Annotated in this window: 17 protein-coding genes; 9 read left to right on the top strand and 8 right to left on the bottom strand. The window is 44.2% G+C overall.

Annotated features, from left to right (window positions below):
• Positions 1-56: 56 nt before the first annotated feature.
• From SNR28_RS01440 to SNR28_RS01455, 4 genes are all read left to right on the top strand, one after another.
• Positions 57-1,292 (top strand): OFA family MFS transporter, encoded by a 1,236-nt coding sequence (locus tag SNR28_RS01440; RefSeq protein ID WP_375749242.1) that lies wholly within the window; start codon positions 57-59, stop codon positions 1,290-1,292.
• A 77-nt stretch (positions 1,293-1,369) separates the two neighbouring features.
• On the top strand, positions 1,370-2,155 hold the full coding sequence (locus SNR28_RS01445) for a GntR family transcriptional regulator (RefSeq protein ID WP_375749243.1): 786 nt from the start codon (positions 1,370-1,372) through the stop codon (positions 2,153-2,155).
• Between the two features lie 302 nt (positions 2,156-2,457).
• Positions 2,458-7,722, top strand: coding sequence for a diguanylate cyclase (locus SNR28_RS01450; protein ID WP_375749244.1), 5,265 nt, complete (start codon positions 2,458-2,460; stop codon positions 7,720-7,722).
• Positions 7,723-7,898: 176 nt separating this feature from the next.
• Positions 7,899-8,069, top strand: a complete 171-nt coding sequence (locus SNR28_RS01455) for a hypothetical protein (protein ID WP_375749245.1) — start codon at positions 7,899-7,901, stop codon at positions 8,067-8,069.
• Positions 8,070-8,135: 66 nt separating this feature from the next.
• Here the strand turns inward: SNR28_RS01455 and SNR28_RS01460 are convergent, their stop codons facing one another.
• From SNR28_RS01460 to SNR28_RS01485, 6 genes are all read right to left on the bottom strand, one after another.
• Positions 8,136-10,139 carry a methyl-accepting chemotaxis protein gene (locus SNR28_RS01460; protein ID WP_375749246.1) on the bottom strand — a complete coding sequence of 668 codons (2,004 nt, stop codon included), beginning with the start codon at positions 10,137-10,139 and terminating at the stop codon, positions 8,136-8,138.
• 173 nt (positions 10,140-10,312) lie between these two features.
• Entirely contained in the window at positions 10,313-11,509 is a 1,197-nt protein-coding gene (locus SNR28_RS01465) for an L-dopachrome tautomerase-related protein (RefSeq protein ID WP_375749247.1), read from the bottom strand.
• Positions 11,510-11,604: 95 nt separating this feature from the next.
• A complete protein-coding gene (locus tag SNR28_RS01470; protein WP_375749248.1) occupies positions 11,605-12,234 on the bottom strand; it encodes a bifunctional 4-hydroxy-2-oxoglutarate aldolase/2-dehydro-3-deoxy-phosphogluconate aldolase in 630 nt (209 codons plus the stop codon).
• Positions 12,234-13,166, bottom strand: a complete 933-nt coding sequence (locus SNR28_RS01475; protein WP_375749249.1) for a sugar kinase — start codon at positions 13,164-13,166, stop codon at positions 12,234-12,236. The genes SNR28_RS01470 and SNR28_RS01475 overlap by 1 nt, the downstream gene beginning before the upstream one ends.
• Before the next feature lie 67 nt (positions 13,167-13,233).
• Positions 13,234-13,890 (bottom strand): RraA family protein, encoded by a 657-nt coding sequence (locus SNR28_RS01480; RefSeq protein ID WP_375749250.1) that lies wholly within the window; start codon positions 13,888-13,890, stop codon positions 13,234-13,236.
• 39 nt (positions 13,891-13,929) lie between these two features.
• Positions 13,930-14,889: a C-terminal binding protein gene (locus SNR28_RS01485; protein WP_375749251.1), complete on the bottom strand. Its 960-nt coding sequence runs from the start codon at positions 14,887-14,889 to the stop codon at positions 13,930-13,932.
• A 230-nt stretch (positions 14,890-15,119) separates the two neighbouring features.
• Here SNR28_RS01485 and SNR28_RS01490 point away from each other — a divergent pair, with 230 nt between their 5' ends.
• From SNR28_RS01490 to SNR28_RS01510, 5 genes are all read left to right on the top strand, one after another.
• Complete coding sequence (locus tag SNR28_RS01490; protein ID WP_375749252.1) at positions 15,120-16,097, top strand: TRAP transporter substrate-binding protein; 978 nt, start codon at positions 15,120-15,122, stop codon at positions 16,095-16,097.
• Positions 16,098-16,146: 49 nt separating this feature from the next.
• Positions 16,147-16,686: a TRAP transporter small permease gene (locus SNR28_RS01495; protein WP_375749253.1), complete on the top strand. Its 540-nt coding sequence runs from the start codon at positions 16,147-16,149 to the stop codon at positions 16,684-16,686.
• On the top strand, positions 16,686-17,996 hold the full coding sequence (locus SNR28_RS01500; RefSeq protein WP_375749254.1) for a TRAP transporter large permease: 1,311 nt from the start codon (positions 16,686-16,688) through the stop codon (positions 17,994-17,996). The genes SNR28_RS01495 and SNR28_RS01500 overlap by 1 nt, the downstream gene beginning before the upstream one ends.
• 122 nt (positions 17,997-18,118) lie before the next feature.
• Positions 18,119-18,763: a GntR family transcriptional regulator gene (locus tag SNR28_RS01505; protein ID WP_375749255.1), complete on the top strand. Its 645-nt coding sequence runs from the start codon at positions 18,119-18,121 to the stop codon at positions 18,761-18,763.
• Between the two features lie 11 nt (positions 18,764-18,774).
• A complete protein-coding gene (locus SNR28_RS01510) occupies positions 18,775-19,641 on the top strand; it encodes a hypothetical protein (RefSeq protein ID WP_375749256.1) in 867 nt (288 codons plus the stop codon).
• 79 nt (positions 19,642-19,720) lie between these two features.
• Here the strand turns inward: SNR28_RS01510 and rpe are convergent, their stop codons facing one another.
• Together rpe and rpiB are read right to left on the bottom strand one after the other, a co-directional pair.
• On the bottom strand, positions 19,721-20,389 hold the full coding sequence (rpe, locus tag SNR28_RS01515; protein ID WP_375749257.1) for a ribulose-phosphate 3-epimerase: 669 nt from the start codon (positions 20,387-20,389) through the stop codon (positions 19,721-19,723).
• Positions 20,382-20,831, bottom strand: a complete 450-nt coding sequence (rpiB, locus tag SNR28_RS01520) for a ribose 5-phosphate isomerase B (protein WP_375749258.1) — start codon at positions 20,829-20,831, stop codon at positions 20,382-20,384. The genes rpe and rpiB overlap by 8 nt, the downstream gene beginning before the upstream one ends.
• Positions 20,832-21,003: the final 172 nt, after the last annotated feature.

The raw sequence follows: 21,003 nt of genomic DNA on the forward strand, positions 1-21,003 counted from the left end.
GGCTTACTAAGTCCGGTTCATCATTTCTTTCATTTCTAAACTCACTGAATTTCATCATGCAGAAAAAGGCTAACCTGACTCTGATGGCCGGTTGTGGCATCAACTTATGCATCGGGGTCTTATACACCTGGAGTGTGTTCAAAAATACTCTGGTTAACATGGGGTGGAGCAATACTGAAGCCTCTATTCCTTACACCGTTACCATTGTTGTCTTGTCGGTGGCACTGCTAATCGCAGGCAGAGTGCAAGATAAAGCAGGGCCAAGAAAGGTGTTGATGACAGGATCAGTTTTAGCCGGTTCAGGTATGATTCTTTCCGGCTTTTCGCTCACCCCGGTTAACCTAACGATTAGCTTTGGAGTGATTACCGGGGCGGGGATAGGGTTGATATACGCTTGTCTGAATCCTACCGCGATGAAATGGTTCCATCGTAGCCGGAAAGGTTTTGTAAACGGGCTATTGGCAACGACCTTCGGATTGGCCGCAATCTATCTGGCACCATTAACCGGATACTTGGTTGAAAACTACGGATTAAGTTTTGCTTTTAACTTTCTGGGTTATGGCCTGATATTGATAGCCTTTCCTCTGTCATGCTTTATTCGAAATCCACCTGAAAACTATGAGCCTGCTGCGCGCGGTAACAAGGCTGATGACGATGTATCGTCGCTTGATGTTCCCAACTCAACCTGGAGGGAGATGTTATCGAGCCGACCGTTTGTATTTCTTTGGTTAACCTATGCTTTTGGCGCTTCTGCGGGGTTAATGATAATCGCCAACATTACTTCGATTGCTGCAACTCAGGGTGGAATAACACAAGGTGCTTACCTAATTATCACGCTGTCTCTGTTTAACTCAGGTGGCAGGCTTATGTTTGGTTTACTAAGTGACAAAATAGGCAGCATGAGAACTCTGGCTATAGCCCTTCTACTTCAAATGGGAAATATGCTTTTGTTCTGCCAGTTTATAACACCTTCGACATTGTTGGTCGGAGCGGCTGTTGCCGGACTTGGATATGGTGCACTTCTGGCTGTTTTCCCATCAGTGACAGCTGAACTGTATGGCCTGAAGCATTATGGTGTGAATTACGGTGTTTTATACACAGCTTGGGGCGTAGGAGGGTTTATAGGCCCTGTTTTAGCTGCGTCTTCAGTAGACTATACGGGAAGCTACCTGTTGGCTTATCTGGTCAGTGCGTTACTCGTTGGTTGCGCAACACTTTTTACCTTTAGAGTACAAGCGATAACGACAAACACAATCAATTGGCAACCACTTTCAACATCGGTTGAAAGCTGATGTTTTCGGTTTTGTTGTGGGGCAGGGTCTCATACCCTGCTTCAGAACACATTTTTCTATTAAATGTAAGAGATTAGATGAGGTATACTCAGCCCATATCTAACTATGTACAGAACTTCATGAACACCTATCAACCTCTGATTGACCTGATCAAATCCAGCCTGGAAAAGAAAGATAAATCTCCGATGTATCTGAAAGTGGCAGATTCAGTAAAAAGAGCCACCGAGCAGCAAATCCTAAAAGGTGGTGACTTTATACCAACAGAGCGAGAGTTAAGTACTTTATTAGGCGTTTCAAGAATCACGATACGAAAAGCGCTGGATGTACTGGATCAGGATGGCGTGATTGTTCGCTCACGTGGTCTTGGCACCATGATCAGCGAAAAGGTTGAATATTCAGGTAAAGAAGCGACTGGCTTTTCTCAGCAAGTCGTTCTGAGAGGTAAAAAGCCAGATACTCTTTGGATTAAAAAAGATACGGTTCCCTGCTCAGAAGAGATCGCAAAGCAGTTGAAGATTGCACCGAATGAAGAAGTCTTTCTGTTGAAGCGGGTTAGATATATCGATGAGCAGGCGGTTTCAATCGAAGAATCTTACGTACCTTCCCACTTTATAAAAGACCCGGAAGAGATCCAGTTATCCCTCTATGATTATTTCAGAAGTCAGGATATCTCACCAACAAAAACAAAGAGTCGTGTTTCAACCAAGATGCCGACATCGGATGTTCTGGAAAAGCTGCAGATGGATGAGAACATACCGGTTCTGCTTATCGAACAAACCGCGTTTAATAATCAGGGTGTCCCGATAGAGTACAGTATTAACCAGTGCCGGGGTGATATGTACGTGTTTGTGAGTGAAGATTAATTAACCTGAGGTGTGTCCCTCAGGTTCATACATTACAATCCAGAAAGATACTCAACGATTTCGTCTTTACCTTCGTCTCTGGCTTTGTCCAAAGGCGTATTTCCGTCTGGGCCTTTTATTGACAGGTCACCACCATTAGCGATCAGCAACTTTCGTTAACAGAACAACATGTCTAATACCATATTTTTGCTATGGGTAACTTGTCTATAATTGGAATATGTGTGAGATTTAGAATGTTACGCAAATGTTAGTTGAATGTGGAACACAATAAAAATAATAAGAATGCAACTTGTGGTGAGAAGATGATTCGATTTTTACCTGAATGTGCATATGAAGAAAACTATATTCTGTTTACCAAAAAGAAGAGTTTAGAAAAGGGGTCGCTGTGGGAATACACATGGACCGACAGAATAGAAGTTTTTCAAAAGAGTGCTGCATACAGAAATGAGCTTAAGTTACTTGAAACGACTTCCGGAAAGGGTATTCCAGATGTCGTCGGTTATAACTCAGATAACAACCTCCTGGAGCTAAGCTCAAAAGCAGATGAGTGGTTGATTAATCTTGATATCAAAGAGCTGACATTCGATGAAAGGCTCCGCGTTACCATTTCAATGCTCAGAGCACTTGAAGCGTTGCATTCAAAAAATATTCTCCATCTGGCTTTAAGACCTTCCAGCTTTTTAGTTTCAAATGATCTCACCTATGCTGAAATTGTTGATCTTACCTCGGCTCAAAGGTATGCCAGAGAAACCTCTGAGATAGCGGCATTCCAGCCAACCTGTATCGACGAACACTTTATCGCACCGGAACAAGCCTATATACATGGGCAAAGTATGGATGTCAGAACCGATATCTATTCATTTGGCGCAGTACTATATTGGCTATTTTGTGAAAGCTTGCCTTTCGCAGACAGGGGAAAATATAACCTTCTGTATGCACAGATAGCCGAACCCATAGATTTGGCAGTTAAACTTGGTCATTCGGCTCAGTCGGACGCGTTTTTTTCGGTATTGAAAAGCTTGCTTGAGAAGGGGATGGACAATCGTTATCAGAGTGCCGCGGGTTTGTTGGCTGAGTTGACCTTGGTTCGCGACTCTCTTGCAATAGAAGAGTCAGGAAATCGCACCTTAACTGAGCAGCTTATTTTCCCGTCGAAGTTGTATGGCAGAGAGCCAGAGCTTGAAAAGCTGATGGGTGCATTTACCCGTGTGTCCAAGGGGCCGTCTGAAGCGTTGCTTATTGGAGGATATTCAGGAGTAGGGAAGTCGGCACTGGTACATGAAATTCGTAAGCCAGTACTTATGAGTGATGGCCTGTTTGTCTCGGGTAAGTTTGATCAATACCAACGCCACACACCATATTTTGCAATCGCAGAAGCATTGGATAAGTTTATCCGGCACCTATTGTCTTTGCCCAAACCAGAGATGGAAAGCTGGAGTGACAGGATAACAAAAGTCCTATATCCGAATGCTCAGGCGTTGATTGAGCTGCTACCTCAACTCGGAAAGCTGATTGGTGCGCAACCGGCATTGCCTATGGTTGGTCCAGAGGAGCAAGAAAACCGGTTTAACCGGGTGTTTCTTGAGTTTGTAAGGGAGGTTTGTACCTCGCATTGTCCACTCGTTTTCTTTATTGATGATTTGCAATGGGCCGACAATGCCAGCATTAACCTGTTGAATCTTCTGATATCCGATGCGGAAAGTCGTCACTGCCTGATTCTTGGGGCATACCGGGATAATGAAGTCGATGAGCGTCATCCTTTCTCTCAAATGTATCAATCTCTGGAAAAGGAAGAAGCCAGAGTTACGAAGATCAACTTACAGCCTTTGAAAGAGGAGAGTGTTACTGAGATTCTGGCTGATACGTTGAGACTACAAACAGAGGATGTGGTCGATTTATCAACACTGGTTTACAGCAAAACCAGTGGTAATCCATTTTTCTTAAGACAATTTATCCGAGAGCTCAATAACCAAAACTTGCTGAGATTTGATATCGGCAGTAGTCGATGGCAGTGGTCATTTGAGTCTATTCAGGGGCACAGTATCACAGATAATGTCGTTGAGTTGATGGAAGCGAAACTACAGCAACTCCCCTTTGCGACGGTAGAACTTGTGAAAATGGCTGCTTGTATTGGTTCAAAAATCGCTCTGAATGATTTGGCTGAACTGGGTAAAGCGGACAAAGCCAAGCTTAGTGAAATACTCCAACCGGCATTTGATACCGGAATGCTGTATCCAACGATTGAAAAGTCCAGTCTCAATCATGCGGAAATTCGGGATGTCACCTTTGTTCACGATAGAATCCAGCAAGCAGCGTATTCAATGCTGGATGAGAAGCAAAAAAAGGATATCCATTATCGGTATGGCACCATTCTTCTGAGTCGAACCGCGGAGTTAGAGCAGAATACTTTTGATATTCTCGCGCACCTTAATCAAACTCATTCACTGCTTAATAAACATCAGGCAGAGTTGCTCGTTGAACTAAGCCAACAAGCGGTACAGAAAACAAAAGCTTCGAATGCGTACAGTAGTTCCGTCCAGTATTTAGAGAGTTTGTCAAAATTGCTTGAACTGTCAGAGACTCAGAATGAGGAAATAAACAACTGGGTAGCGCTGGAAAAAACCGAGTGTTTATACCTATCTGGGAACTATGAAAAGGCTGAGGAGTGTAAGGCAAATCTGGCAAATGCTCGATTATCATTGAATGAGCAGATCAGGCTCAAATCGATTCTGATTACTCAGTACACCCGATACGGAGAGCTGAAACGCGCTATCGATGAAGGATTAGAGGCACTGCTTATTCTTGGGTTGCCTTTGAGTGGAAGTATGGAAGACATAGGGAAAGAGATAGCTTCCATACAAGATGCTCTTAGCCGTTCACCATTTCCAAAGCTTGTGGATCAAGCTGATGTGACTGACCCCAAAATATTGCTTCAGCTGGATATTCTTATGACGATGCAGCCTTGCTGCTACAACTCCGGATCGAGCTTGTTCCCAATGACCATTTTGAAGTTGTTAGGGATAACCATTAAGAATGGCAATAGCCCATATTCAAGCTATATCTTTATGATGTATGCACTGCTGTGTACCAAGGTGTTAAAGGATTATCAAACAGCGTCAGAGGCAGCAAGCTGTTCAGAAGTGGTCGCAAAAAAATATCCGGCAAACCCGCTATTAGAAGGTCGCCTGTTAATGATGCGCAGCAACTTTGTCATGCCTTGGTTGTCATCTTTGCCACAGAGCGCGGATACTCGCGTGCGGGCTTACCAAATGTGTTTTAGCCAAGGGGATTACTACTGGGGCGTCCATGCCTATATCTTCGGTTTTTACGCAGAGTTGTTTTCCTCCTCGTCAATCGATGACTTGCTAACAAGAACACAAAAAGTGAAGGATGTTTGTAAGCAGATTAAGCAACCTGCACAGGTCTATCTCAGTACTTTACAGTGCAACACGCTGAACATCCTTAAAGGGAGTCTGGATAACCACGGTAATCTTGAGCATCGTCCCGGTTATGAAAAAGAAGCTTTGGCTCATTATGAAGAGACGCACTATATGTGCGGTAAGTACGACCGCTTGCTGGGTCGATTACTACAGGGCTATCTGTTCGGAAACCATACCACTGCACTTAAGATTGCATTAAACCCAGAGCTGGGTTCTGACTCGTTGGATGAAGGTATTTTTCATGAAGCGGCTTTTACTCTTTTAAATCTGCTTAATATTCTAGAACTTAAAAGAACAGAGCCGACTGTGATTGAGGAGTATCACGAGCAGTGGTTTGAACAGGCATGGGGGAAATACCAAAAATGGCATGATTTAAATGCTGAGAATTTTTCTGCTGGTTTCCACCTTCTGCAGGCTGAAATGCAAGCTCTGGTGGGAGAAGAACTTTCCGCTCTAAGCCACTACGAACAAGCTATTAATCATGCCAAAGAAGCTGGTATCGCTCTGCTATTGGCACTGTCGAATGAAAGGTGTGGGAAGTACAGAAAAACACTTGGGCACGATGCCATATCCAAAGCTTATATCGAACAAGCTATGAGTGTGTACTCTGCGTGGGGGGCTCACGCTAAATCGTCACAGCTGGAGCATGAGCTATCTGACTTTGATGATAAAGCCGTCGCCGGGCTCTCGGGTGAAGGGGTTAACTGGCGAAGTGTCATTCGATCCTCACAGGGTATGTCTCAGGCTATCACGATAGATAAACTTACCCGAGACATGCTGTTTAGCTCTGCCAAAACAACGGGGGCTAAAATGGTGTCGATGTTCACGTGGGAGCATGAAGGATGGTCCACAAGGTTGTGTTATGACAAAGGGGAATTTGTCGAAGAGAGAGATGACAAGAAGACAGTCGACAACATCGATATTCCTGAGACGATGCTTAACTACTGCTACAACAGCCAGAATGCCTTAGTTCTGAATGATGCTATCAATCGGGGCGACTATATTCTCGACCCTTATGTGGTTAACAGACATGTACGTTCTGCTCTGGTACTGCCTATCGTGGTGCATAACCAAACTGTGGCGGTAATCATGCTGGAACATGATGAAACTAAGAACCTGTTTACGCATCAGAGGCAGTCGATGATGGAGCTTTTGGGAAGCCAGTTTGCCATCACTTACCAAAACGTTCTCAATTACCAAAAACTGGAAAATCAAAAAGAAGAGTTGGAAGAAGCTGTCGAGCTTCGAACGCACGAGCTGAACGAAAAGAATTTGTATTTAGAAACGATTATGCAGACTCTGCCCATACCTTACGCAGTAACCACTCCCGAGGGCATATTACTCCAGGGAAATGCGCATCTTTATGAATGTCTTGAGACAACTTTTGAAGATATGAGCGCTTCTACAGCGTATGACCATTATGTTCATGAGCATGACAGAGATGAAATGTTAAAGGCGTTAAGGGAGACGGGATACGTTGTCGACTACGAATGTCAGTTAAAGTCGAGTCAGGGCAGAAAGTTCTGGGCACAGCTTTCAGTCAGTAAGATGAATGTAAACGGACAATTAGCTTTATTTACAACCATTAAGGACGTTTCAGACAAGAAAGATAAGGAGTTGTTACTCCAGAAGCAGGCGGAAACGGACCCATTGACTGGAGCCTTCAACCGAAGAGCCTTTGAAAGGCTGGCAGCGGATAAGAAGCTGTCATCGGTTGAGAACAACTATGTCGCGTTGTTGGATATAGACCATTTTAAAGTTATCAATGATACCTACGGTCATGCTGCAGGTGATGAGGCGTTAAAAGTATTCTGCATGAAGGTTCAGTCACGCCTCAGAAATGGTGACCTGCTAGGGCGTATAGGTGGTGAAGAGTTTGGCATTGTATTAAGCAACGATTCTTCAACAACGGTAGTCGGTATTATGGAAAGGTTACGACATGTTGTAGAAGAGATGCGTATACAGCATGAAGAGAATGAATTTCGGTTTACCATGAGTATTGGTTTAACCCAATGGCAACCCAAAGAAGACCTGGAGCAAGCGATGTGCAGAGCAGATAAATGTTTGTATGACGCTAAGGCTGGTGGGCGAAACTTATTGGTATCCGATCTGGCGCGAAACAGCTGAGAATGAGAAATACTCCCTTTTCAAAAAGGCTCGAAATTTTGTCTACGAGGTCAATGTTCCACCTTTTTTGATATAAATTTAGCCTTTTATTTAGGTAGTTATACTGAGGAATCGAGACAATAAACATGCAACGCGAGTTCACGATTGTCTCTTCTCACTCAGACTTGGGAGGCGTTATGAAAAATAACAAGCTAGGTCATGTAATGTCATTCAGCAGAATGTTTTCATTTATTGCTTTTCTAACCGCCACGTTCGCGTGGATATTAAGTATGTATGCACTGTTCGCTGTATCCGCTGGTGCTCTTGTTGTCAGCGCTGTCCTCCATGTAAAAAACAAGTTCGCTTAATACAAATCAACACCAATAAAAAAGAGCGCGAATTCGCGCTCTTTAAGTAGTAATTGGCCCTGTTAGCTAGAACTCGCTTATCTGATTTCTGATGACATCTGAGTTGGCGATGTTCTCTTGGCTCCTTTCACTAGTCAACTGCAGCTCTTGAGTAATGGATAGGCCAGTATTCAGGAACTGTTGAGTGTCGTTAGCCGAAGCCTGAATAGAATCTATGGAGTCGATAATCTCGGTAGACTTGCTATTCGTGTTATCCATGTGTGAGCTTAGGTCTGTAATGACGGAAGACATACCGCTAATCTGACTAAGCAGGCTCTCGACACTGCCACGTGAGTTATCAAGTGACTCTTTGGTATTCTGAGCCAGTTTTCTGACCTCATCAGCCACAACGGCAAAGCCACGGCCATGTTCTCCTGCTCTTGCTGCTTCTATGCTGGCGTTCAGAGCAAGTAGGTTGGTTTGCTCAGCGATCTGTTCAATCACCCCAAAAATCGACTCGATACTGCTAATTTCTGAATTAACCTTGTCGACGTTGCCATTGAGTACCGAAACCTCGCTGGTGAGCTTAGAGATATCATCGTTGAACTGACCGAACTGGTCCTTCAGACCTGATGATTGCTCATTGATGTTTTCAACCTTTTCAACTGCGCTGTTGTTCAGTTCAGCAGATTGAGTCGCGATGGTCAGCATGCCACTATTGTCGCTGATAACCTTCTGCTGGATATCGGCTAGTAGCTGCTTCGCCAGGTTAGCCTGATCAAGGAAGTATCTCGCGTAACCTGCGTACTCCGTGATGGCGGAAGTATTAAACAGGCGATCATCTTTCTGGCGAGGGTAGAAGAAGACTGCACTTAGGGTTTCGTTTACATTTACTCCACTCAGCTCGCCAAAGGTAGAAAACCCGGCAGCGGGAAAATCTTTAAAACAGGTGATCCCGTTTAACTTACTTTGGTTATTGAGCCTTCTTAAAATGCAATCGAAGAGGACACCGGCAACAGGGGCTGGCTGATTTCTGGAAAACTGTTCAAAGTCCTGATGGGTTTGATGCACAAAGTCGGTCGCCTCCATCAGGTGAAGTTCTGTACCTAATGGTGTATCGCAGTAGAATGATACGGTTTTGTTTTGCGTATCGATGCCGGCTATCGAACGAATATAGAACTTACCGCCTACGTTTACCGCGAAAGTATACCCCTGCATTTTGGCTGTGAGCTGTTCGGGCTGACAACGAAAGTGCGAGCATAGCTCATCAACAACATTAGTGAGCTGCATGGTTGATGTGTTGATAAAGCCACTTACACTGCGGAAAGTAACATCCGCATTTCCGATCATCCACTTCTTGGCTGTAGGTTTGAAGTTCTGAGTTTTAAAGGTTCGATAACCGTACTCAGGCTTAAGCTTCACGATGCAGAATGTGGCGTGAGAGTGTCTTACGGCCTTTCCGTCATAGTAAGGAGCTTGCTGAAAATCGAGTGCACCTGCGGTACTGCCACCCACGATTGGAATTGGCAGATTACCGTTAATATAGTTGGCTTCCATTACCCAGCTTTCGCTTCGGCTTAACCCGCTAATGAAAGTAAGTGCAACGGTATCTCTGACATCCATTTCAAAGTTTGGACGAATAGAGTTTAAGGAGTCAGAAATACGTTTTACTCGTTCCGCTGGCGCTAGTGTGTTCTCTCCTTTGAGCATGTCTTCACAGGGTAGAGACACGGTTTCGACGGAAACTTTATCAATGAGAGTCATTGAGAAAAGCTGCAGAACAATCGATTGTCGAGCCGGAGAGTCAGCTTGGTATAGGTGTGTGGACTGACTGTTCAGTTCACCGGATGTGGAAGTCAGAATAATCGGGCCGTTGTAGGCACTGGTTAATTTTCTCTGCACTGAATCTAAATCAAGATCAGGGGAAACATAGCCCAAAATCAGTGCGGGCACATCATCTGAAATGGTCAGCATGTCTTGCTTAATCGATGTCAGTTCATTAAATGAAACCTGAACGATTTTGGAGACATCCTGACCCTTAGTGGGCTCTTCTTTGCGAGCCACTTTACCTTTAAATAATTTAAAAACCATACCTAAGCCCAACTTCTATAACTTGTATATGAGAGCGATATAATAAGTAGTAAATTCATTTAATAGTGCAATATGTTGTATAGAAAATCCACAACAAAAAAGCCCGATCAGTTGATCGGGCAATACGTCGAGAGTCGTGGAGTTAATATTGTTATATTTTTGAATTAGTTATTTTACTTAGCTGAATAAGGCTTGTTATTCACTGCTAACTTCCAAATCTTAAAGTTGGCTACTTTAGGGTTCTTGAAGTTCATCTTACCGTCTACGTGAGTGTGCAGATTGTTCGATGAGATATAGATGTTGTTGTCTGGTCCCCACGCCAGAGTATCAGGCCATACCATGGTGTCATCGTAAACCAGACGGGTTACATCACCAGTTTTCGCATCACGCTTCATAATGCCGTTGATAGTTAGGCCAGTCATATACAGGTTGTTATCACGGTCAGCGGTCATACCGTCTGTGTTAGATGGCAGAGTCGTTACCTCTTTTACACTTGCCTGTATCTCTGCCTCTGAGCGGCTGAAGTCGCGAAGAATCGCAGTTTCGATTGAGTACAGCGTGTTACCCGTTAGGTTCGTCCAGTAAAGCGTGTTCTTATCACCGGATAGTGCAATACCGTCAGCACCAGTCAGCATCGCGTTTTGAGATAAAACTGGCTTGCCATTAATGTTAAAGAAGAAGTTCTTCTCATTGTTGGTAAACTTGGTTCCGGACAGTACGCGTCTTGCTGAGTTTGTATTGCTATCGTAAACAATCAGACCACCATCAAGAGGCTGACAGAAGATGCCAGAGTCGGTGATGTAAGCGAAACCAGTGTCGTTATCCACGGCAACATCGTTCAGGAATGAACACTTTCTACTGCTGTCTTTATCAGTGAACTCGTAGCGTTGAATCTCTTTGTTTTTGTTGATATCCCAAAGAACCAGCTTTTCATCACCTGGTTTGGTTGGTTGACCAGCAACATGGCCCTGGTCAAGGATCCACATAACGTTATTACGGTCGATTTCAAAACCCAGAACAGCCTTCAGACCTTTCGGGTTGTTGATGTCGTTCATTTTTTCTGATGGATAAGGAACCAGCTTGTACTCATCGCCATCTTTCTTAAGACGAGATAAAGTTGCCGGAATTTCAGGGCCACCCCAGCGTGCTGTTGTCACATAGAGTTCAGATTGCTTATCTACTTTTACACCCTGCATTAAAGCCTTGCCATAAAGGTCGCTTTTTTCCCAGCGCTGTTTCGTTGCTTTATCTTTTACCAAATATGGCAGTGAATCCCACTCCGCGACAACTTCTAGTTCAGGTGCTGGTGCAGAAGCAGCCATGACAGAAGTTGAAAGTAGGGTAAGGGTGAGTAGAGATTTTCCTTTCATCTTTTGTTTCCTTGTTGTTGATAGTATTGCGTTACTTGTTTCTTTAAAAAGAGGGCGAACCCGAGAGGAGGGCTCGCCCAAAAAGCAGAGGATGTTTAGTTTTGAACTAAATCTACGGCTTCGCGAATTAATAGCGCGAGCTCGTCCCACTTATGTTCCGCCACCAGTTTCTTGTCTACCATCCAAGAACCACCGCAGCAGGCTACACTTGGTAGCGCAAGGTAACCGGAGATGTTAGAAGTAGTGATACCACCCGTTGGCATAAACGTTAGCTGGCTATATGGACCAGATACCGCTTTAAGGGTTTTCACACCACCATTTGCTTCGGCTGGGAAGAACTTGAGTGTGGTTAAGCCAAAGTTCATTGCCTGTTCCATTTCACCCGGAGTAGCAACACCCGGAATGATGTCGATGCCGCGAGCTACGCAATGGCGAACGGTTTCAGGGTTAAAGCCCGGAGAAACAACCATGGTTGCTCCCGCTTCGATGGCCTGATCCGCTTGTTCCGGATTGGTCACTGTTCCGGCGATCAACAACATTTCAGGAAAGCGGCGGCTAATAGCCTGTATCGCTTCTAATGCTGCTGGTGAGCGAAGGGTGACTTCCGCAATAGGAAGACCGTTTTCGATCAAGGTTTCCGCCAGAGGGATGGCATCTTCTACGTTGTCGATCTGAATCACTGGCACAACTTTGGTTTTTGCTAGTAGCTCTAGAGCTTCCTTCATTACGCTTTTACCTCAGCTTTAAATGCCAATACTTGTTCAGCTGTTGGAATTGGAGCGACTGCACCGTAACCCGTTGTTGTTAGGGCTGCTGCGCAGTTTGCATAAGCAAGAGCGTGTTCCAGAGATTCGCCTTTTACAACCTGACTTAGGAATGCGCCTGAGAAGCAGTCACCAGCACCGGTTGCATCAACGGTATCTACTTTATGGCCGCCAGCAGTAAAGCGTCTGTCGCCTGTTGCTACCATCGCGCCATCTTTGCCCATTTTCAGAACAACCGTTTTAGCACCAAGGCCTAGATAGAAATCAGCAACGTCATTGGCATCTTCAAGGCCAGTAAGAAGCTGAGCTTCATCAAGGCTAGGCATGCAGAAATCAACGTGACGAATTGTTTCGTGAATAACCGCTCTTGCTCTGGAAAGAGGCCACAGTTTAAGACGGAGGTTGGTGTCAAAAGAGATCATGGTGTTTTCTCTTTTTGCCATTTCAATCGCCTCAAATACAGCGTCACTGGATGAATCACTGATAGCATGAGTGATAGCAGAGGTATGAAGTAGTTTCGCTTCAGCAATGGCACCCAATGGGATCTGTTGTGGAGTCACAAGAGAAGCCGCTGAACCTTTGCGATAGAAAGTGAAGTGGTGTCCACGCTCATCATGAGAAATAAAATAGACGCCAGTAGGCGCATCCGAGTTACGAACCACAAAGTCAGTTTTAACGCCTTCTTTTTCCCACAGGTCTACGAACTGATCACCGAATACATCGCTACCTAAATGAGCAAGGATGGCAACATTTGCGCCTTGACGAGCAGCACTTACCGAGAAATTAGATGTATCGCCACCAAAACCACTCAGGTAAGAGACAGCTTCTGTCTGACCTGGAAGTTGAGAGAATTCGAACAGTGGCTCACCAAACGAAAGAATATCAATAGTCATACTTTTATCTCTTACAAAAAAAGCCAGCTGGACAAAGGGATAACCAGCCGGCTGCTACTATGAATTGTTAGATACGGCCGTATTTCGCCAGACCGTCACGTAGAGAACCGCTTTGGATGATCAGTTTTGCCTGCTCCAGTTCACGAGAGTCGATAGACTGAGACTCACGAAGAACCGCTTCTACATGCTCCTGAGGTACACAAACCACACCGTCTACATCACCGATAATTAGGTCTCCCGGACGGATTAGCGCTTCACCGATTTGAACTGGTTTGTTCGCGGCAACAGTCTTAAAGCGACCTAGTGTTGTGCCTGGAGAGATAGTTTTTGAGTAAACAGGGAAGTCGTAGTCACGACGGATTTCAGCTATGTCACGCATGCCTCCGTTAAGTACCGCACCTTCATGCTTGTTCGCTACCGCGCCAGCTGTCATCAGGCCGCCCCAAACTGCCACTGTTTCAAGTGCTGCGTCACCAGAGATAACGATGATGCTGCCTTCTTCAGACTCATCGATAGCATCAAGCGCGTGTTGTGGTGGTAGCTTCTCAAGCGTTGCTTCTTCAACAATTGTCACGGCAGGGCCAACAATCTTCTTTTCATTGATACGGTTTTTGATATCGAAAGGCAGATACATGGTTTTGCCAAGTAGCAGATCACAGGCATCTGCAATAGAAGCGGTTGAGAAGATTTCACGGTATCCGTCGATGATTTCTTTGCTGTACATGATTTTTTCCTTCGTTTAGTAAACTGATAATTTGGTTTGTTACTGGTTAACCCAGTTGTTTGGTTTTTCGCCATCAAAGACGCGCAGTACTTCCACCGCACCTTTGTGCTGAAGCTCAACAACAGATTCTTCAGTGAACCAGGCTGTGTGGTCGGTACAGATTGCGTTTGGTAGCGTTAATAGAGGGTTGTCTTGCGGTACTGGCTCTGTTTCAAATACATCGATACCAGCTGCATGGATTTTGTTTTCTTTTAGTGCTTCATAAAGTGCTTGTTCATCAACAAGGCCACCGCGGCTGGTGTTAACCAGTACAGCCATAGGCTTCATCTTGCTGATTAGGTCGCCATTGATCATATGGCGTGTGTGTTCGTTTAGTGGTGCGTGCAAAGAGATAAAGTCGGATTCGCAAACTAGTGTTTCCAAATCTACTTTCTGTACACCGACTTCTTTTGCTTGCTCTTCAGTTAGGGCAGGATCGAACACCATGGTTGTGCGGAAACCAAGGCCAGATGCTTTTTCTGCAAAGCAGCGAGCGATACGGCCAAAGCCAACAACACCCAGAATCTTTCCACCCATACGTGGAATAGGTTCTGCCTGACCGATGCCCCACTTACCTTCATGAACATCTTTGTCACGAGTAACAACACGGCGTGTTGCTGCTACAAGTAATGACACTGCGTGTTCAGCAACATCTTCCGAACCGTAGTCCGGTACGTTCGCTACGTAGACACCTTTTTCTTTTGCATAGTTAAGGTCGATGTTGTCGACACCTACACCGTAGCGAATAACCACTTTACATTTTTCAGCAGCATTCAGAACGTCAGCGTCAACGATGGCTTCGCGAACCATAATTGCGTCTGCGTCAGCAACTTCTTTAAGAATCTCGCTTTTTGCAGTGCCGATAGGCAGTGAAGTGAAGCGAGCCTGATGGGCGCTAAGAACCTTTTCTTCTTCCTTGTAATCCAGATATCCAGGTTCAATTACAACTACTTTTTTCATGGGCTTTTCCTAAATCTGACATGTTAGTTTTGACGTTATTTAAGTTTTTGAAAGCCGACTTAACAACCTGACATGTTAGTTTTTGTGATTATTGTCACTAAAATAGCCTGAAAAACCACCAATTTTTAGGAAAGACGATCAAGATCACGTAAAATAGGTGAAATATCAGGTCAGAATGTAAAGGCAAACTGAAATGTCAATTCTGAAATGTCAAACGAAGGAACATAAACATGAAAAAGAGTACCCTATGCCTGGCCCTTTCTATCGCAATCTCAGGCGTAATTAGTACACAAGCCTTTGCTGAAACGAATATTCGTGTTGGCCACGGAGCGGCTGATACCTACCACATGCACAAAGCGTGGGTGAAGTTTAAAGAGCTTGTCGAAAAAGAGTCTGGCAACGAAATTACTGTTGATATCTTTCCGAATGGTCAGGTTGGCGGTGACCGCGAACTGACTGAAGCAGTACAGTCCGGCATTGTTGATATGACGGCGCCTGTAGTTGAAGTAATGGCAGGTTGGGATCCAGCTTTCTCTGTACCTGGTCTTCCATACACGTTTGGTAGCCGTGATGACGCACTGAAAGCGCTGAATGGCGAATTTGGTCACAAGCTACTTGATAAAGTAGAAATGTTCGGAATCAAAGGCTTAGGCTGGATGGAAAACGGCATCCGTAACATCACCAGTAACAAGTGTCCTATCAAACAACCTTCTGATCTGAGCGGTGTGAAGATTCGTACTATGCAGGTTGAAGCGCACATGGATGCGTTTAAAGAGATGGGTGCTAACCCGACTCCAATGTCATTCAACGAAGTATATTCTGCACTTCAGCAAGGTGTGGTTGATGCTCAGGAAAACCCATTAGGTCACATTTACTCTTCTCGTTTCTATGAAGTGCAGAACTGTGTAACGCTATCAGGCCACGTTTACTCGACGCATATGGTTCTTGCTAACCCAGATTTCTATGCAGGTCTGTCTGACAAGGACCGTGGTCTAATCGATTCTGCACTTGAGCGTGCGATTGATTACCAACAGGAAGTAATTGCAAGCGAAGAACAGGAACAATTAGCCGCTATTAAAGCTGCGGGTGTAACTGTGACTAACCTGACACCAGAAGAAGTAGCGAAGTTCCAGAAAGTAACGGCACCGATTCGTGAGAAATACACGAAACTGGTTGAGCCAGAACTGATTGAAGCACTGAACAAGTAACAGCCATCACGACCCGGCTATTTATATAGCCGGGTCAGAGGATTACATAATGAAATGGTTGAAAATATTAGACGAAAACATTGAAGCCTGGATGATTAACTTCTTGCTGGCAAACATCGTTTTCTGGATTTTTTTGCAGGTAGTAATGCGCTACATCTTTAGTAACTCATTACCCTGGAGTGAGGAATTTGTCCGTTGGTGCTTCATCTGGTTTATTTGGGTTGGGGTAAGTTACGGCTTTAAAACACGCAAACACATCTCTGTTACCGCGTTAATCAATCTGTTTCCAAAGCGAGTTTTTGACATCATCAACATCCTCGTAAACCTGATTGTACTGTGGTGTATGGTGAAACTATTCATCTATGGTTGGGAGCAGATTTCAAGCCCGATCATTGCAAGACAAAGTTCGATTGTACTTTACTGGCCACTATCTGAGACACGAGTCAGTATGCAATGGCTTTATGGTTCCCTGCCGGTAGGTGCTCTGCTAAGTGCATTCCGCTTACTGCAAAACCTTTATCAGGACATCTCCTCCTTATTTAAAACAGAGACACCGGATTCAACATTGTCGCACGAGGGAGGTAAGTAATGGTTACGGTTACTCTATTTGGTGTATTTCTTTTATTAGTACTTCTTGGAGCACCAGTCGCGATTTGTTTGGGTGTATCTTCACTGGTTGTTTTGGAATATCTGCCAAAAACACCAAATATCACTCTACTTGCGAAAAGTGCAGTAATGGGAGGCAACTCTTTCCCTCTAGTGGCGATCCCACTGTTCGTTCTGGCTGGTGAAATCATGCAGCGTGGTGGATTGTCATCGCGAATCGTTGGTGCTGCATACAATCTGGTTGGTCACTTTAAAGCAGGCCTTGCATACGTAAACGTATTGGCAAGTATGTTCTTTGCTGCAATATCTGGTTCATCACCAGCAACGGTGGCAGCGATTGGTTCAAACATGATTCCTGAAATGGAGCGTGTGGGTTATAAACGTCCGTTTTCTGCAGCAATTACTGCGGCAGCGGGTATCACGGGGGTAATGATTCCGCCTTCTATCCCGTTAATTATCTACGGTGTAACAGCAAACCAGTCTATCGGTAAGCTTTTCCTTGCGGGTGTTATCCCAGGACTGTTGTTCGGTTTAGGTTTTATGTTTGTTGCCAAGTTGAACGTTAACAAGAACTTGTTCCCTGCAAGTCGTGCATCTAAGAAAATGGAAGATGCTATTTCTTCCATAGATGAAAGCGCACCGAAAGGCTGGCGTCAGCATTCAATGTGGGCACTGATTGTACCGGTTATTATCTTAGGTGGCATTTACGGTGGTATCTTTACGCCAACAGAAGCAGCAGGTGTGGCGGTAGTCTACGCATTGATTATCAGCTTATATATCTATCGTGATTTAAAGATCGGCGATCTGAGAAGTGTGTTCTTAAAAGCAGGCCTAACATCAGCAACTGTGCTTGTGATGGTGGTGATGGCAGCTTCGTTTGGTCGACTGCTTACCCTTGAGCGTGTACCTGTAGAAGTGGCAAACATGATTACATCGGTATCCGAGAACCCATTAATCGTACTAATGTTGATAAATATCATGCTACTGATTGTTGGTATGTTCATGGAAACCATCGCTTCTATCATCATTCTGACACCAATCCTTCTGCCGATTGTTCAGACGATGGGAGTGGACCCGATTCACTTCGGTATCATTATGACGGTTAACCTTGCTATAGGATTCTGTACTCCGCCGTTAGGAGCTAACTTATTTGTAGCAACGGGTGTAGCGAATGTTTCCCTTGAAGATTTGGTGAAATCGATAACACCGTTCTTATTTGCAATGTTAGTCATGCTGATGATGGTAACTTTCATTCCACAATTGTCACTGGTTTTGCCTTCTATCTTATTGTAATGTGACGGCAATGTGCACAAAGGAGCAGATTCGCTGCTCCTTTTTCTCGTTTTCTTGACATTTTAGATTTAATTAGTAAGTTATATAATAATACAAAATAAAGCGTTGTGAGCGAATAATAGATGAAGCAAGACCTACTTAAAGATGTAATTTATCGTCGCATTCGTGAAATGATTATTGTTGGCACCCTGCCTATGGGGATGAAGATCTCTGAAACTGTTTTAGCCAACAAATTAAATGCGACAAAAGCCCCAATACGTGATGCATTAAAAAGACTTCAAAGTGAAGGACTGGTGCAAATTAAGCCCAAAAGCGGCACCTTTGTTTTTCATGTGACAGCCGATGAGTTTACTGAGTTACTAGAGTTTCGGTATTTTATAGAGTCCGAGGGATTAAAACTCGCCTGGAAGAACAACCCTAAGCAGCTGATTCAGGAGCTCTGTTTTATCCTGGATAAAATGGAAGTGTGTCTAAGCAACGCAAGTACGCTTGAATACCTGAAGCTGGATAATCAGTTCCATCAAACTTTTATCTCACTCTGTGACAACCGTTATTTCTTAGAGTCTTACGCGTTGATTTCTGCACGTATGGCAACTGCCCGGAACCACCTTGGTGGTAATGAAGAACACCTTCAGCGTTCTTTTGAGCAACACAACTCAATTGTTCGAGCTCTACAAAATGACAGCATTAATGATGCGATGTACCAGCTAATTTGTCATATTCTTCCTGAACACGGCGCTTACTGGAGTACCGCAAACCTGTCATGAGCCTTCACTAAATGTTATTCGGTGTAGTCGCCAGTTTTCTGGGAGCGACCTTTCAGGCGCTTAATTACACACTGACTCAAAGTTGCCAGCAGAAATACAACATCGATGGTGTGAAACTGCTGGTGGCTGTGCATATTTGCATGGGTATTCTGGCTCTTTTCCCGGCTATCATTTTCGGATACTGGAGGCTGTTAGAGTTTAGTTTAGCCTGGGATTTCTTTAAGATTAATGCGCCATACCTGATTGCCCAGTATATGCTGATAGCAGCGATCAGAAAGAGCGATGCCTCAATAGCATCTCCTCTGCTGGCTCTTAAAATCCCAGTACTCGCGCTAATATCCGTACTGTTTTTTGATGCAGAGTTTAACCTTATTCAGGGTGTTTCTATTTCGCTGATTCTGGCGCTTGGTTGGTACTTCTCTTCCATGTCAGGGAAGATAGATATCACGCCTTTGATATTAGTTCTTTCCGCCAGCTTTTTTTATAGCCTGTCAGATTTGGCCATTGCGGAGCTATCACATAACCTTATCGACGCGTCGCCAATAGCTCAGTCTTTTGCGACGATAAGTGTGAACTACCTGGTGGTTGGTGCCTTAAGTCTCCCGTTAATGAAACCTATGAAAGTCAGTTTTAAAATGGCTTATCAGGCCAAATGGGTCGCTTTAGCATGGTTTGTTGCGGTGATATTCCTGATTATCGGATTTAATGTTTCTGGTGTTGTATCCGGAAATGTTGTCCAGTCACTGCGAGGAGTCATTGGGGTTATTCTGGCTTACCTCTTCTTCCGCCATCAAATTAACCAGCCAGCATCGATTTGGCGTAAAAAGCTGATTGCTGCTGCTGGGATGTTTGCTGCGGTTGGGCTTTTTTATCTATAAACTCGGACCTAAGAAATAGCCCCGTATAGTCAGCGGGGCTAATCATTACTGTATGATAAATGCTTCTTTGTGGTCGAAGTTATGCTGCTTCTTTTTGTCCAAGGTTTCTAAGATCTTTCATTGTTTCAGCGTAACTCTTTTCTTTGCCAAACAAGCCAGCCGTTCCAAGAATGAAATACTCCATCTTATCTTGCAGTCTTTCGATAACTTGTGGGCTGATCGCGCCATCGATAGCAAGTTTTGTGTTTGTACCTTTAGCTTCGATCATCTCGATGATTCGATCGATTCGGTTATATGCGTTATCGATAAATGCCTGACCTGCAAACCCTGGGTTTACAGACATAATAAGAATCACGTCAGTCACATCCAGCACATCTTCAATCGCGCTCAGTGGCGTACCCGGATTAATAGCCAGACCAGATTTGATACCTTTAGCCTGAATATTTCCAAGGGTACGGTGAAGATGAGGTGGCGCTTCCGCGTGCACATACATTAGCTTTGGACCTAAAGAGGCAAACAGATCAATAAACTGGTCTGGGTCAGATAGCATCAAATGAACATCGTAATCAATGTTTGTCAGGTTTCGGATTGCCTTGATATCTTCAGGGCCTAATGCAAAGTTTGGTACAAAATGGCCATCCATAACATCAATATGCAGCATATCTACGTCTGCTTTTTCCAGCTCTTTTAACTCTTCAGCAAGTTTAGAAAAGTCGACGCACATCATCGACGGGCAAAACTTAGGCATGTTGTAACTCCTCGATTTCTTTAATCTGATCGATACGGTTTTGGTGGCGGCCACCTTCAAACCCTGCGTTTAACCAGCTATCGATAATCATTTTCGCCAGCTCGATACCTACAACGCGGGAACCAAATGACAGAATATTGGTGTTGTTGTGCTCTTTTGAGAGCGCAGCAGTATAAGGGTCGCTGCAAACGACAGCTCGGATGCCCGGCACTTTGTTGGCTGCTAATGAAATGCCAACACCTGTACCACAGATAAGAACACCAAGATCAACGTCTTCTTTTACCACTGCATTTGCTACCGCTAAACCATATTGCGGGTAGTCGGTTCTCTCTGCAGATTGCGCGCCCAGATCGATAACCTGAATACCTTTGCTTTCTAAGTGACTGATAACCAGTTCTTTGTGCTCAATACCTACGTGATCACAACCAATCGCAATTCTCATATCTCTTACTCACTAATGAACGAATTTATGAAAAGTTTACAATAAAATTCACAATAGTAAATAAATAAAATACACGAAATTGCTCGAAAGCATAATAAGCTGTTGTAATTAAAGATAATAAAAGTTCACAAATTAATTTACCGACATAAAAAGTACACAAAAAGATTATTTT

This window comes from Vibrio iocasae (assembly GCF_042245395.1).
GTDB lineage: Bacteria > Pseudomonadota > Gammaproteobacteria > Enterobacterales > Vibrionaceae > Vibrio > Vibrio iocasae.

What these genes read in the sequence shown, in the direction of transcription:
- SNR28_RS01440 (WP_375749242.1), top strand. Translation starts at nt 57, where the DNA reads ATGCAGAAAAAGGCTAACCTGACTCTGATGGCCGGTTGTGGCATCAAC.
- SNR28_RS01445 (WP_375749243.1), top strand. Translation starts at nt 1,370, where the DNA reads ATGAGGTATACTCAGCCCATATCTAACTATGTACAGAACTTCATGAAC.
- SNR28_RS01450 (WP_375749244.1), top strand. Translation starts at nt 2,458, where the DNA reads ATGATTCGATTTTTACCTGAATGTGCATATGAAGAAAACTATATTCTG.
- SNR28_RS01455 (WP_375749245.1), top strand. Translation starts at nt 7,899, where the DNA reads ATGAAAAATAACAAGCTAGGTCATGTAATGTCATTCAGCAGAATGTTT.
- SNR28_RS01460 (WP_375749246.1), bottom strand. Translation starts at nt 10,139, where the DNA reads ATGGTTTTTAAATTATTTAAAGGTAAAGTGGCTCGCAAAGAAGAGCCC.
- SNR28_RS01465 (WP_375749247.1), bottom strand. Translation starts at nt 11,509, where the DNA reads ATGAAAGGAAAATCTCTACTCACCCTTACCCTACTTTCAACTTCTGTC.
- SNR28_RS01470 (WP_375749248.1), bottom strand. Translation starts at nt 12,234, where the DNA reads ATGAAGGAAGCTCTAGAGCTACTAGCAAAAACCAAAGTTGTGCCAGTG.
- SNR28_RS01475 (WP_375749249.1), bottom strand. Translation starts at nt 13,166, where the DNA reads ATGACTATTGATATTCTTTCGTTTGGTGAGCCACTGTTCGAATTCTCT.
- SNR28_RS01480 (WP_375749250.1), bottom strand. Translation starts at nt 13,890, where the DNA reads ATGTACAGCAAAGAAATCATCGACGGATACCGTGAAATCTTCTCAACC.
- SNR28_RS01485 (WP_375749251.1), bottom strand. Translation starts at nt 14,889, where the DNA reads ATGAAAAAAGTAGTTGTAATTGAACCTGGATATCTGGATTACAAGGAA.
- SNR28_RS01490 (WP_375749252.1), top strand. Translation starts at nt 15,120, where the DNA reads ATGAAAAAGAGTACCCTATGCCTGGCCCTTTCTATCGCAATCTCAGGC.
- SNR28_RS01495 (WP_375749253.1), top strand. Translation starts at nt 16,147, where the DNA reads ATGAAATGGTTGAAAATATTAGACGAAAACATTGAAGCCTGGATGATT.
- SNR28_RS01500 (WP_375749254.1), top strand. Translation starts at nt 16,686, where the DNA reads ATGGTTACGGTTACTCTATTTGGTGTATTTCTTTTATTAGTACTTCTT.
- SNR28_RS01505 (WP_375749255.1), top strand. Translation starts at nt 18,119, where the DNA reads ATGAAGCAAGACCTACTTAAAGATGTAATTTATCGTCGCATTCGTGAA.
- SNR28_RS01510 (WP_375749256.1), top strand. Translation starts at nt 18,775, where the DNA reads ATGTTATTCGGTGTAGTCGCCAGTTTTCTGGGAGCGACCTTTCAGGCG.
- rpe (WP_375749257.1), bottom strand. Translation starts at nt 20,389, where the DNA reads ATGCCTAAGTTTTGCCCGTCGATGATGTGCGTCGACTTTTCTAAACTT.
- rpiB (WP_375749258.1), bottom strand. Translation starts at nt 20,831, where the DNA reads ATGAGAATTGCGATTGGTTGTGATCACGTAGGTATTGAGCACAAAGAA.